General features: G+C 71.5%; 10 protein-coding genes and 1 pseudogene. 6 read left to right on the forward strand and 5 right to left on the reverse strand.

The window, feature by feature from the left end; translation table 11 throughout:
* From GTW40_RS00470 to ybaK, 3 genes are all read left to right on the forward strand, one after another.
* Window positions 1–741: hypothetical protein (locus GTW40_RS00470; protein WP_161178141.1), on the forward strand; the 741-nt coding region annotated here is incomplete at its 5' end.
* A gap of 11 nt (window positions 742–752) precedes the next feature.
* Window positions 753–1,490, forward strand: a complete 738-nt coding sequence (locus GTW40_RS00475) for an LON peptidase substrate-binding domain-containing protein (protein ID WP_161178142.1) — start codon at window positions 753–755, stop codon at window positions 1,488–1,490.
* 23 nt (window positions 1,491–1,513) lie between these two features.
* Window positions 1,514–2,014 (forward strand): Cys-tRNA(Pro) deacylase, encoded by a 501-nt coding sequence (gene ybaK / locus GTW40_RS00480; protein ID WP_161178143.1) that lies wholly within the window; start codon window positions 1,514–1,516, stop codon window positions 2,012–2,014.
* Window positions 2,015–2,069: 55 nt separating this feature from the next.
* Here ybaK and GTW40_RS00485 read toward each other — a convergent pair whose 3' ends face one another.
* The 4 genes from GTW40_RS00485 to GTW40_RS00500 form a co-directional block, all read right to left on the reverse strand.
* The gene (locus tag GTW40_RS00485; protein ID WP_161178144.1) at window positions 2,070–2,738 is read right to left on the reverse strand and encodes a DUF2567 domain-containing protein; all 669 of its coding nucleotides are present in this window, start codon (window positions 2,736–2,738) and stop codon (window positions 2,070–2,072) included.
* Between the two features lie 34 nt (window positions 2,739–2,772).
* On the reverse strand, window positions 2,773–3,594 hold the full coding sequence (locus GTW40_RS00490; RefSeq protein ID WP_161178145.1) for an ABC transporter permease: 822 nt from the start codon (window positions 3,592–3,594) through the stop codon (window positions 2,773–2,775).
* Between the two features lie 121 nt (window positions 3,595–3,715).
* On the reverse strand, window positions 3,716–4,729 hold the full coding sequence (locus GTW40_RS00495) for an ABC transporter ATP-binding protein (RefSeq protein WP_161178146.1): 1,014 nt from the start codon (window positions 4,727–4,729) through the stop codon (window positions 3,716–3,718).
* Window positions 4,730–4,809: 80 nt separating this feature from the next.
* Window positions 4,810–6,042, reverse strand: a complete 1,233-nt coding sequence (locus GTW40_RS00500; RefSeq protein ID WP_161178147.1) for an NYN domain-containing protein — start codon at window positions 6,040–6,042, stop codon at window positions 4,810–4,812.
* A gap of 225 nt (window positions 6,043–6,267) precedes the next feature.
* Between GTW40_RS00500 and GTW40_RS32460 the strand changes: the two genes are divergently transcribed.
* Window positions 6,268–6,444 carry a hypothetical protein gene (locus tag GTW40_RS32460; RefSeq protein ID WP_202485174.1) on the forward strand — a complete coding sequence of 59 codons (177 nt, stop codon included), beginning with the start codon at window positions 6,268–6,270 and terminating at the stop codon, window positions 6,442–6,444.
* Between the two features lie 94 nt (window positions 6,445–6,538).
* Here GTW40_RS32460 and dnaE read toward each other — a convergent pair whose 3' ends face one another.
* Complete coding sequence (dnaE, locus tag GTW40_RS00505; protein ID WP_161178148.1) at window positions 6,539–10,078, reverse strand: DNA polymerase III subunit alpha; 3,540 nt, start codon at window positions 10,076–10,078, stop codon at window positions 6,539–6,541.
* Window positions 10,079–10,279: 201 nt separating this feature from the next.
* Here dnaE and GTW40_RS00510 point away from each other — a divergent pair, with 201 nt between their 5' ends.
* Both GTW40_RS00510 and GTW40_RS00515 read left to right on the forward strand, forming a co-directional pair.
* Complete coding sequence (locus GTW40_RS00510; RefSeq protein WP_161178149.1) at window positions 10,280–11,605, forward strand: DUF2252 domain-containing protein; 1,326 nt, start codon at window positions 10,280–10,282, stop codon at window positions 11,603–11,605.
* 68 nt (window positions 11,606–11,673) lie between these two features.
* Window positions 11,674–12,061 (forward strand): annotated as a pseudogene (locus GTW40_RS00515) (hypothetical protein); the annotation flags it as partial.

Here is a 12,061-nt window from a genome sequence, read left to right on the forward strand (position 1 = left end):
GCGCTGCTCGTGTCGGCCCAGCTGGCGGTGGACCGCCTCTGGCCCTCCCCCGCCCGCGCCGAGCTGCTGCGCGCGGTGAGCCCGCTGATCACGGCCGCCGCCCGCGCCGACGACCGCGACCCGGTGCCGTGGCGGATCGCGCTGGACCACGCGCGCGGCTCGAAGGCCGGGCACCGCTACTTCGAGGAGCTGTGGGAGGCGGCCGTACGCCGTGCCCCGCACCACTACGGCTGCCATGTGGCCGCGCTGCGCTATCTGGGCACCTTCTGGCACGGCTCGCACGGCGAGTGCTTCGACTTCGCCGAGCGGGCCGCGCAGGACGCGCCCGCGGACTCACTCGTACAGGCGCTGCCCGTGCGGGCCGCCTTCGGCTATCTGACGGACCTGTGCGGCCCCGAGGTGGGCAGGGCCCGCCTCGACGGGGCCGCCGACCGCGCGGCGGACCTCTCGGGGCGCTTCCCGGCGGCCGACCCGTGGCCCGCAGAGGTCCGCAACAAACTGCTCTTCGTGCTGCTGCGCCTGGAGCGCTGGGACGACGCGCGCGCCCAGGCCGCCCTGATCGGCCCGTACGCCACCTCCTTCCCCTGGACCCGGGTCTCCGACGACCCGCTCGGCCACTTCGTACGGGTGCGCGAGGCGCTGCTCGCCGGGGGTCCGGCCGCCGCCCTCGCGGGGCTGATCCCGACACCCCGGCGGCCGGACGGCGGACCGCAAGGGTCCGGCGGCGCCCATGACCATTAGGCTGGGGCGTCGTGACCACCGCCCGCCTGCCCCTCTTCCCGCTGAACACGGTGCTGTTCCCGGGTCTCGTGCTGCCGCTGACCGTCTTCGAGGAGCGGTATCGCGCCATGATGCGCGAGCTGCTGAAGACCCCTGAGGAGGAGCCACGCCGGTTCGTGGTCGCGGCCATCCGGGACGGCCACGAGGTGGCGCCGAGCGCCCCGGGGATGCCGGACCCGACCGCGCTGCCCGACCAGGGCCCGGCCGCGGGCTTCGGCCCCGACCCCCTCAAGGCGGTGCACCGGATCGGCTGTGTCGCGGACGCGGCGACCATAAGGGAGCGGGAGAACGGCACCTTCGAGGTGCTGGCGACCGGCACCCGGCGGGTGCGTCTGCTCTCGGTGGACTCCTCGGGCGCCTTCCTGACGGCCGAGGTCGAGGAGCTGGAGGAGGAGCCCGGCGACGAGGCGGGCGCGCTCGCGGAGGGCGTCCTCGACTACTTCATCCGGTACCAGAAGCGGCTGGCGGGAGCCGCCGAGCACTCCCTGGCCGACGCGGAGCTGCCGGACGACCCGAGTGTGGCCTCCTACCTGGTCGCGGCGGCCATGGTCCTGGACACCCCGACCAAGCAGCGGCTCCTCCAGGCGCCGGACACCGCCTCCCGGCTGCGGGACGAGCTGAAACTCCTTCGCTCGGAGACCGCCATCATCCGTAGCCTGCCGTCGCTGCCCGCGTTCGAGCTGACCCGGGCGCGCACCAGCCTGAACTGACCCGAACCGAGGCCGAACCCCCGATGGCGAAGAAGTCCAAGAAGCAGCAGTCCGGCGGAACCCCGGCGACGGTGGCGCTCACCGCGGCGGGCGTGGACCACACGGTCCACTCCTACGAGCACGACCCCGCCCACTCCTCCTACGGCGAGGAGGCGGCCGAGGCGATGGGCGTCTCCCCCGAGCGCGTCTTCAAGACGCTGGTGGCCGAGGTGGACGGCGCGCTGACGGTGGCCGTGGTCCCCGTCTCCGGCACCCTCGACCTCAAGGCGCTGGCGTCGGCGGTGGGCGGCAAGCGGGCCGCGATGGCCGACCCGGCGCTCGCGGAGCGCACGACCGGCTATGTCCGGGGCGGCATCTCCCCCCTCGGCCAGCGCAAGCGGCTGCCCACGGTCCTGGACGCCTCGGCCGAGGACCACACCACGATCTGCGTCTCGGCGGGCCGCCGGGGCCTGGAGGTGGAACTCGCGCCCAAGGCGCTGGCCGCGCTGACCTCGGCGGTGCTGGCCCCGATCGCCCGCGCGTAAAAGACATGCGTGAGGGCCCCGGATCAGGGGCCCTCACGCAAAGCCGGGCGATGACCTACCGCTGCGGCGGCGGCCCGTAGTCCCCCGGCCGGCCGTAGTCCTCGTGCTCCTCCGGGTCGCGGGGCCCGAAGAGCGCCGTCAGCCCCAGATGGACCAGGAGCGCGGCGAACGGCCAGGCCAGCAGCGCGCCCTTGGCGCCCAGGCGCAGCGGGGCCGCGAAGGTGACCCCGGCGCCCACCGCCTTCGCGCGGGCGATGACGTCCTGCGCCGGTCCGAGCCACACCCCGAGCCGCCAGGCCAGCACCGAGGCCAGCAGTCCGCCCACCCCGAGGCCCACCGCGAGCGGCACGCCCCCGCGCCTGCGCACCAGGAACACGCCGAGCGCGCTGAGCGCGCCGAAGGCAAGGGCCAGCAAAGTGAACGTGCCGTCCACCCCGACCGCCTGCTCGCCCTCGCTGTCCTTGAGGTACACGACCCAGCTGTGGTCCGCCGTGTCCCCGACGAGCGGCACGTGCGGGGCCAGCTGCCACCACAGCAGGCCGAGCAGCACCCCGCTCAGCGCCACGACCGCCGCGATCACGGCGGCCTCCCGCACTTCGGTCTTCATTCCGGGGCCGTCCTGTTCGTACCGTTCCGCGGCCGGCTCACCGTCGGGCGGTCCCTGCCGGACCGGGTGCGCGGAGTCTTCGTGCGGCGGCGGAGGGGGAGTCAGCGGTGCGGTCACCCTGACATCGTGCCAGGTCGTGCTGTGGGCCGCGTCACCGGACGGCGGCCCGGCGATAGGCCCGGGTGGCCACCGCCAGCGAGAGCACGCCGACGCCCGCGCACACCCCCAGGTCAGCGAGGACCACGCCCCAGTCGGGGTGCGGGCCGAAGGTGCGGGCGTACGCCTCGACGCCGTAGGTCGAGGGCAGCAGGTCGCGGGCCAGCCGGACGATCCCCGGCATCCGGTCGGCGGGCAGCACGCCGAGCAGCAGGGCCGCCGACATGCCCAGCTGGCCGAGCAGGGTGGCCAGTTCGGGGCGCGGCGCGAGCAGTCCGCAGGCGGCGCCGACGCCGGACAGGGCGGCCCCGGCGAGCGGGATCACCGCCAGCAGGACCCACAGGTTGGACACCGGAAGCCCGAACAGCGCGCAGCCGAAGAGCGCGGTGACGAGCGTGCCGGGCACGGTGAAGGAGGCGTACGCGGCCGCCGCGCCCAGCACCACGGCGGCGGGCGGCACCGGCAGGGTGGCGTAGTGGTCGAGGCCGCCGCTCGCGCGCAGCTGGCCGAAGTACTGCGAGAGCAGGTTCAGCGCCACGTAGGCGACGACCAGCACGGACGAACCGGCCACCACCGCCCACGCCTCGGGGCCGCCGTCGACGACCCCGCGCATCATCACGGTGATGCCGACGGACTGGAAGACCGCCACGAACAGCAGGGGGATGCGCGCCACCCGGGCGCGGGAGAGCTGTGCGCGGTAGACGGCGGCCAGCGACGGTCCGAACCGCGCGGGCGGGCCCAGTTCGACCGCGCGCCGGGCCTGCTCGGGCACGGTCCGCACGGCACCGGGCCGGATCTCCGCGGGTACGACACTCACGACGAGCTGCTCCTCTTCCCGACGGCTGAGGGGGCGCCGTCCTCCAGGGACCACGGCGTCCACCGGGACCATACGGATACGGCGGGCTCCGCGCTCAGCGCGGCTCCGGCAAGCCTCTCGCTCATCCCTTCACCAGCCCCTGCCGGGCCGCGCCGCCGAGCGCCAGGTAGACGTCCTCCAGGCTGGGAGTGGCCAGCGTGAAGTCGTCCAGCGCGGCGAAGGCGGCCCCGCCGGTGACGGTGGCGACGGCGGCCCGCGCCTCCTCGGGGGCGAGCCGCAGGGTCCAGCGGCGGCCCGACTCGGTGGCCCGCTCGCGCAGCACGGCGACCTCGGGCACCTCAAGCGGCGCCCGCTCCCGCCACACCAGCTCCACCCGGACTTCGCCGGAGACGCGTTCCTTGAGTCCGGCCGGGGTGTCGCAGGCGATCACCCGGCCCCGGTCGAGGACGGCGACCCGGTCGAGGACGGTCTCGGCCTCGATGACGTTGTGGGTGACGAGCAGCACGGTCGTACCGTGCTCGGCGCGCCGCCGGTCCACGGCGCTCCAGACCGCACGCCGGGCCACCGGGTCCATGCCGGTGGTGGGCTCGTCCAGGACGAGCAGCGGGCGGTCCCCGACGAGCGCGGCGGCCACACACGCGAGCCGCCGCTGTCCGCCGGACAGCTTGGTCAGCGGGCGCCCGGCGAGGGGGCCGAGCTCCAGCTCGTCCAGTACGGCGTCCCGCTCGTCCCGCGCCCGTCGTACGTCCAGGCCGCGCAGCCGCGCGGTGGTCTCCACGGCGAGGGCGACGGTCAGCTCGTCCAGGGCGGAGGACTCCTGGCCGAGGTAGGCGAGGATGCGGGCGGCCCGCTCGGGGTGGCGCACGATGTCGTGGCCGAGGATCTCGACACTGCCGGAGTCGGGGCGCAGGAGCCCGGTGAGCTGGCGGACGAGGGTGGACTTTCCGGCGCCGTTCGGGCCGAGGAGGCCGAAGACCTCGCCGCCGCGCACCTGGAGGTCCACCTGGTCGGTGGCCCGTACCTCGGGCGTGCCGGGGGTTCCGCGCCGTCCCCTGACGGGCGGGTAGGTCTTGCTGAGCCCGCGCACGCGTACGGCTTCGTCGTACCGAAGTGCCTGTCCCGCGCGCGTACTCACAAGGGAGGAGCGTACGGGGTGCGGGCCCTTTACTCGTCTTTGGGGCACCTCATCTCGGCATCCCCCGGTTCAGGCCCCGCTCACTCCCCGGCCGGGGCGTCGGCGGCCGCCGCGGGAACGTCGAACTCCCGCCAGAAGCCCGCCCGGATGGCGTAGCGGTCGTGCTCGTCGATCTGGTCGTCCTTGTGGGCGAGCAGACCGAAGCGGGCGGCGTAGCGCAGCAGCTCGCCGTCGATGCGGTGCGGGATGCGCGGGTACATCGAGGACAGCCGGTGCAGATGGCCCTGGTCGCCGAGCCGGGACATCCAGCGGCGGGCGAAGACCTGGCCGACCTCGTAGGGGTCGCCGCCGACGGTGGTGATGTCCTCCTCGCGGTCCGCCCAGCGCTGCTCGGCGGTGGTGAGCTGGGCGAGCGTCGGCATGGAGGCGACCTCGGGCGGCTCGGCGGGGGTGGCGGGGCGGTCCACCCAGCCCTTGTCGGAGGACCAGCGCAGGGTGGCGCTCGCCGGGTGCTGCGCGGGGTGCGGGGCGGCCGCGCCGGGGGCGCGCAGCGCGGCGAGGTCCTTCGGGGTGGGGACGCCCTTGGGGGCGCTGGGCCGCTCCTCGGTGCCGTTGCGGGCGGGGCCTCCCACGGGGTGCGGGTGGGCGGTCTCCTCGTCGGCGCGTTCCCCGGCGGGGGCGAGCGCGGATTCGGGCAGCGGCGCGGAGAGGATCGCGGCGATGTCGGGGCGGGGTGGGGGCGGCGGGGCGCAGACGCCGGTGAGTTCCTTGGCGCGGACGGCCTGGATGATCCAGGCGCGGTCGAGGACGCGGCGCTCGTCGGCCTCGGCGACGAGGTCTTCGGACTGGTTGTAGTCGCCGTCGGCGGCCTGCACGGCCCACAGGTGGACGGCGACGCCGTGCTCCTTGGCGGCCATCATGCCGGGCAGCAGATCCCCGTCGCCGGTGACCAGGACGATGTCGGAACAGGCGCGGTTGCGGGCCAGCTCGGTCAGCTCGGCGTGCATGGCCGCGTCGACGCCCTTCTGCGCCCAGCGTCCGTCGGTACGGGTCAGGGCGCCCAACCGGACGGTGACCCGGGGCATCACGCGCAGCCTGCGGTGCTCGGGCTGCGGCACCCGGTCGGGGGCGCCGTCGAACCAGTAGATGCGCAGCAGGGGGCGCCCGGTCTCGGCCTCGGCACGCTCGCGCAGGGCCTGGATCAGCGCGGGGTGGTCGACGGTGATCCGGGACCGCGAGGGTTCACCGGCGAGGAGGCTGGCGGCGGCACCCAGCAGATACCCGGCGTCCACCAGGACGATGCAGCGGTCCACGCGACTCACCCTCTTCCCCGGAGGTTTTGCTTCGGACTTCCTTCGAGTCTGCCCGACCGCCCGGGGGTTAACGGCCCGAACTCGATCTTCGGCGTGGCGTTTCCGGCGCCCGCGTCCCCATCACCCCTGTCACAGACGGTAATTATCCGACATGCGATTGATGTCAGCGTATGTGAATCTGATGACGGCCCTGGCCCCTAGACCCCCTTCAGGAGGCAGATCCCCATGGCCAAGAACAAGAACCGCAAGCAGACCGGTCCGAAGAGCCGCTCGTCGCAGGCCGAGCAGGCCCCGGAGACCTCGCAGCGGCAGGCCGCCGAGGCGCACGAGTCCGCCGCGCAGGGCACCGGTGGCACCTCGGACTTCGCCCGCAAGCAGAACAAGCGCTTCGGGCACAACTGAGTGCTTTTAAAGGGCATGTGAGCCTTGCGAGCACACGAAAAAGGGGCGCACTCCCATGGGGTGCGCCCCTTTTTCACTTCCGTACCCGGTGTGTTCAGCCCGCCAGGCAGGACGGGCCGAGCAGCACCTTCAGGTCGCCGTAGAGCGCCGAGTCGGGCTTGACCCGGTGCCGGTCCAGGCGCAGCACCGTGGTCTTGTGCGGTCCCTGGAGCCTGATGCGGACCTCGCTGTCGCCCTTGTGATGGCTGAGGATCTCGCCGAGGCGGCTGATCATGGGCGGGGTCACGCGGGTGGCCGGGATGGTGAGGATCACCGGCGCGTTGGTGCCCGCGTTGGACAGGTCGGGCACCTGGAGCTCCATGGCGACGAGCCGGGGCACGTCCTCGCGCTTGTCGAGCCGTCCCTTGACGAACACCACGGCGTCCTCGACGAGTTGGGTCGAGACGAGCTGGTAGGTGGCCGGGAAGAACATGCACTCGATGGAGCCCGCGAGGTCCTCCACGGTGGCGATGGCCCAGGCGTTGCCCTGCTTGGTCATCTTGCGCTGGAGGCCGGAGATGATGCCGCCGATGGTCACCACGGCGCCGTCGGAGTGCTCGCCGCCGGTCAGCTGGGAGATGCCCGCGTCGGCCTTGTCGGAGAGCACGTGCTCCAGACCGAAGAGCGGGTGGTCGGAGACGTAGAGGCCGAGCATCTCCCGTTCCTGGGCGAGGAGATAGGTCTTGTCCCACTCGTCGTCGGTGAACTGGACGTCGAGTCCGAAGCCGGGCTCGTCGCTCGCCTCCTCGCCCATGCCGCCGAAGAGGTCGAACTGCCCCTCGGCCTCCTTGCGCTTGACCGCGACCACGTTGTCGATCATCGGCTCGTACTGCGCGGTGAGGCCCTTGCGGGTGTGGTTCATCGAGTCGAAGGCGCCGGCCTTGATCAGCGACTCGGTGGTGCGCTTGTTGCAGGCGACCGCCTCGACCTTGTCGAGGTAGTCCGGGAAGGAGAGGTACTTCCCCTTGGCCTTGCGGCCCCGGATGATCGCCTCGACCACGTTGGTGCCGACGTTGCGCACCGCGGAGAGGCCGAAGAGGATCACGTCGTCGCCCTGGGCGGCGAAGTTGGACTCCGACTCGTTGACGTTCGGCGGGAGCACCTTGATGCCCATGCGGCGGCACTCGTTGAGGTAGACCGCCGACTTGTCCTTGTCGTCCTTGACGGAGGTCAGCAGTCCGGCCATGTACTCGGCCGGGTAGTTGGCCTTCAGATAGGCGGTCCAGTAGGACACCAGGCCGTACGCGGCGGAGTGCGCCTTGTTGAACGCGTAGCCGGCGAACGGGACCAGCACGTCCCACAGGGCCTGGATCGCCTCGTCGCTGTAGCCCTTGTCACGGGCGCCCTTCTGGAACAGGACGAAGTTCTTCGCCAGTTCCTCGGGCTTCTTCTTGCCCATCACGCGGCGGAGGATGTCGGCCTCGCCGAGCGAGTAGCCCGCGATGATCTGGGCGGCCTTCTGCACCTGCTCCTGGTAGACGATCAGGCCGTGGGTGACCGCGAGGACCTCTTCGAGAGGCTCCTCCAGCTCCTTGTGGATCGGCGTGATCTCCTGGAGGCCGTTCTTGCGCAGCGCGTAGTTCGTGTGCGAGTCCATGCCCATCGGGCCGGGACGGTAGAGCGCCGAGACGGCGGAGATGTCTTCGAAGTTGTCCGGCTTCATCAGGCGCAGCAGCGAGCGCATGGGGCCGCCGTCGAACTGGAAGACGCCGAGGGTGTCGCCGCGCTGGAGCAGTTCGAAGGTCTTCGGGTCGTCGAGCGGGAGGCTCAGGAGATCGATGTCGATCCCCTTGTTGGCCTTCACCATCTTGACGGCGTCGTCCATGATCGTGAGGTTGCGCAGGCCCAGGAAGTCCATCTTCAGCAGGCCGAGCGACTCACAGCTCGGGTAGTCCCACTGCGTGATGGTCACGCCGTCGGTGTGCCGCACCCAGACCGGGACGTGCTCGGTGATGGTCTCGCTGGACATGATCACGCCGGCGGCGTGCACACCCATCTGCCGGACCAGTCCCTCGACGCCCTTGGCGGTGTCGATGACCTTCTTCACGTCGGGCTCGTTCTCGTACATCCCCCGGATCTCGCCCGCCTCGCTGTAGCGGGGGTGCGAGGGGTCGGTGATGCCGTTGAGGTCGATGCCCTTGCCGAGGACGTCGGCGGGCATCGCCTTGGTGAGGCGGTCGCCCATCGCGTACGGATAGCCCAGCACGCGCGCGGAGTCCTTGATGGCGTTCTTCGCCTTGATCTTGCCGTAGGTGCCGATCATGGCGACCTTGTCGGCGCCGTACTTCTCGGTCACGTACCGGATCACCTCGACGCGCCTGCGCTCGTCGAAGTCGATGTCGACATCGGGCATCGAGATGCGCTCGGGGTTGAGGAACCGCTCGAAGATCAGACCGTGCGGAACCGGGTCGAGGTCGGTGATGCCCAGGGCGTAGGAGACGATCGAACCGGCGGCGGAGCCTCGGCCGGGGCCGACCGCGATGCCGTTGTTCTTGGCCCACATGATGAAGTCGGCGACCACGAGGAAGTAGCCGGGGAAGCCCATCGAGATGATGACGTCCATCTCGTACTCGACCAGCTTCTGCCGGTCCTCGGGAATGCCGCCGGGGAAGCGGCGCTCCATGCCGCGCCGGACCTCCTCCTTGAACCAGGTGACCTCGGTGTAGCCCTCGGGGATGTCGAACTTGGGCATGAGGTTCTTGGCCTCGAACATGCCCGTGGTGTCGACCATCTCGGCCACCAGGAGCGTGTTGGCGCAGCCCTCCTGCCAGGCGTCCGAGGAGTCGATGGCGTACATCTCGTCCGTGGACTTCAGGTAGTAGCCGGTGCCGTCGAACTTGAAGCGGCCGGGCTCGGAGAGGTTCTTGCCGGTCTGGATGCACAGCAGGGCGTCGTGGGCGGCCGCCTCGTGCGCGTAGGTGTAGTGCGAGTCGTTGGTGACCAGCGGCGGGATGCCGAGCTTCTTGCCGATCTCCAGGAGGCCCTCGCGGACCCGGTGCTCGATGTCGATGCCGTGGTCCATCAGCTCCAGGAAGTACCGGTCCTTGCCGAAGATGTCCTGGTAGTCGGAGGCGGCCTGCAGCGCCTCCTTCTCCTGGCCGAGCCGCAGCCGGGTCTGGACCTCGCCGGAGGGGCAGCCGGTGGAGGCGACGATGCCCTCGGACCACTTCGCGATGGTCTCCTTGTCCATGCGCGGCCACTTCTGCAGCCAGCCCTCGGCGTACGCGTCGGAGGAGAGCCGGAAGAGGTTGTGCAGACCGGTCTTGTTCACCGCCCACATCGTCTTGTGGGTGTAACCGCCCGAGCCGGAGACGTCGTCCCGCTTCTGGTGCGGCTGGCCCCACTGGATCTTGCGCTTGTTGCGCCGGGACTCGGGGGCGACATACGCCTCGATCCCGATGATCGGGGTGATTCCGGCCTTCTTCGCGGAGTGGAAGAAGTCGTACGCGCCGTGGAGGTTGCCGTGGTCGGACATGGCGATGTGTGTCATGCCCATCTCATTGCAGGCATTGAACATGTCCTTGAGCCGCGCGGCACCGTCCAGCAGCGAGTACTGGGTGTGGACGTGCAGGTGCGTGAAGGGCGGCTTCGACACGGTTTGGCCTCCAGGTGAACAAGCAGGGGGACAGCGAAGAAGTCTATGCCCCGGCACTGACACTCCCGGGTTCCGTCCACGTACCTTCATCGGGAACCGGGCACTCCCGCGCCGCGTCGCCCGTTGGAGACGGGGGAAGCGCGCCGTGGCCGTTCCCGCATTTTTCGCATGTACCGCACCAGCACCAGGAGGCATCCCGCGATGTCGGTTCCCCAGCTCAGCGACGAGCAGCGCGGCGAGGAGATCCTCGCCGTCTTCGACACCGCCTTCGGCCGGCTCCTGGCCGCCGACCCGGCCGCGTTCCGGGTGAAGTTCCGGAAGATGGCGGCGAGCGCCTTCGCCTTCTACCGGGGCACGGCGTGCCTCTTCTACCACGACCTGGACGCGGAGAAGCGGGGCGGCCCGTACCTGGACGACCGCACCTCGCGCGTGTGGATCCACGGCGATCTGCACGCCGAGAACTTCGGCACGTACATGGACTCCAACGGCCGCCTGGTCTTCAACGTCAACGACTTCGACGAGGCGTACGTCGGCCCCTTCACCTGGGACCTCAAGCGCTTCGCCGCCTCGATCGCGCTGATCGGGTACGCGAAGGCGCTCAGCGACGAGCAGATCACCGAGCTGGTCACGGTCTACGCGGCCGCCTACCGCGAGCGCGTCCACGCGCTGGCCACCGGCGCCAAGCGCGACGAGGTGCCGCCGTTCACGCTGGACACCGCGGAGGGTCCACTCCTCGACGCGCTCCGTGACGCCCGCTCGCTGACCCGGTTCGGGCTCCTGGAGTCCATGTCCGAGATCCGCGACTTCGAGCGCCGTTTCGCGCCGGGCGGCGGCTCCATCGAGCTCGACGCGGCCACCCGGTACAAGGTCCTGGCCGCCTTCGACGGCTATCTGGAGACGCTGCCGGAGAGCAGCCTGGTCCGCCCGGAGTCGTACCGGGTGAAGGACGTGGTGGGGCGGCGCGGAGTCGGCATCGGCTCGGCCGGGCTGCCGTCGTACAACGTCCTCCTCGAAGGCGCGACCGACGCCCTGGAGAACGATGTGGTGATCTACATCAAGCAGGCCCAGACCCCGGCCGTCTCCCGGCACATCACCGACCCGGCGATCCGTGACTACTTCCAGCACGAGGGCCACCGCACGGTGATCTCCCAGCGCGCCCTCCAGGCGCACGCCGACCCGTGGCTCGGCTGGACCGAGCTGGACGGCGCGGGCCAGCTGGTCGCCGAGATCTCGCCGTACGCGGTCGACCTGGACTGGGGCGACATCGACGACCCGGAGGAGATCGCGACCGTCGTCGCCGACCTCGGCCGGGCCACGGCCACCATGCACGCGGCCGCCGACGACCAGTCGGGCGAGTCGCTGGTGCCGTTCTCCACCGAGCGCGCCATCGACGCGGCCCTCGCGGCCGACGAGGAGAGCTTCGCCCCGCTCCTGGTGGACTTCGCCCACAGCTACGGCGCCCGCGCCCGCGGCGACCACCAGATCTTCCTCGACCTGTTCCGCAACGGCCGGATTCCGGGGCTGTAACCTTCCCGGCTCCGCCCGGGACCTTTGAGGTCCCCTTCACCGCGTACGTGACAGACTCTCCTCTCACCATGGACATATCCGGGACTCAGCTCAGGGCCGTGCGCGCGGCGCTGTTCACGGCCTTCACCGTGACGCTCGCCGCCGCGTCGCACGTCCTGCTGTCCCGGACCCCGCTGCCGACGGCGACCGTGCTCACGGTCGCCGTCGGGGTGTTCCTCGCGGCGTACGCGCTGGCGGGCCGCGAGCGCGGCTTCGGCCGGATCGCGGCCCTGCTGGTCCCGCTGGAGCTGGCGGCGGACACGGTCTTCACCACCGGGCAGCACGCCTGCTACGGCCGCGCGGGCGGCCCGGTGGCGGGCCCGCTGCACGCCTTCGGCCTCGACCTGCTGTGCCGGGGCGGAACGCTGGGTACCCCGCTGGCCCGGCTGACCGGTGTGCCCGCGCGGGCGGCGGCGC

Origin of the sequence: Streptomyces sp. SID4985 (assembly GCF_009863025.1) — a bacterium.
Taxonomy (GTDB): domain Bacteria; phylum Actinomycetota; class Actinomycetes; order Streptomycetales; family Streptomycetaceae; genus Streptomyces.

Coding starts and splice junctions, on each gene's coding strand:
- ybaK (WP_161178143.1), top strand. CDS start 1,514: ATGGCGAAGAAGTCCAAGAAGCAGCAGTCCGGCGGAACCCCGGCGACG.
- GTW40_RS32460 (WP_202485174.1), top strand. CDS start 6,268: ATGGCCAAGAACAAGAACCGCAAGCAGACCGGTCCGAAGAGCCGCTCG.
- GTW40_RS00510 (WP_161178149.1), top strand. CDS start 10,280: ATGTCGGTTCCCCAGCTCAGCGACGAGCAGCGCGGCGAGGAGATCCTC.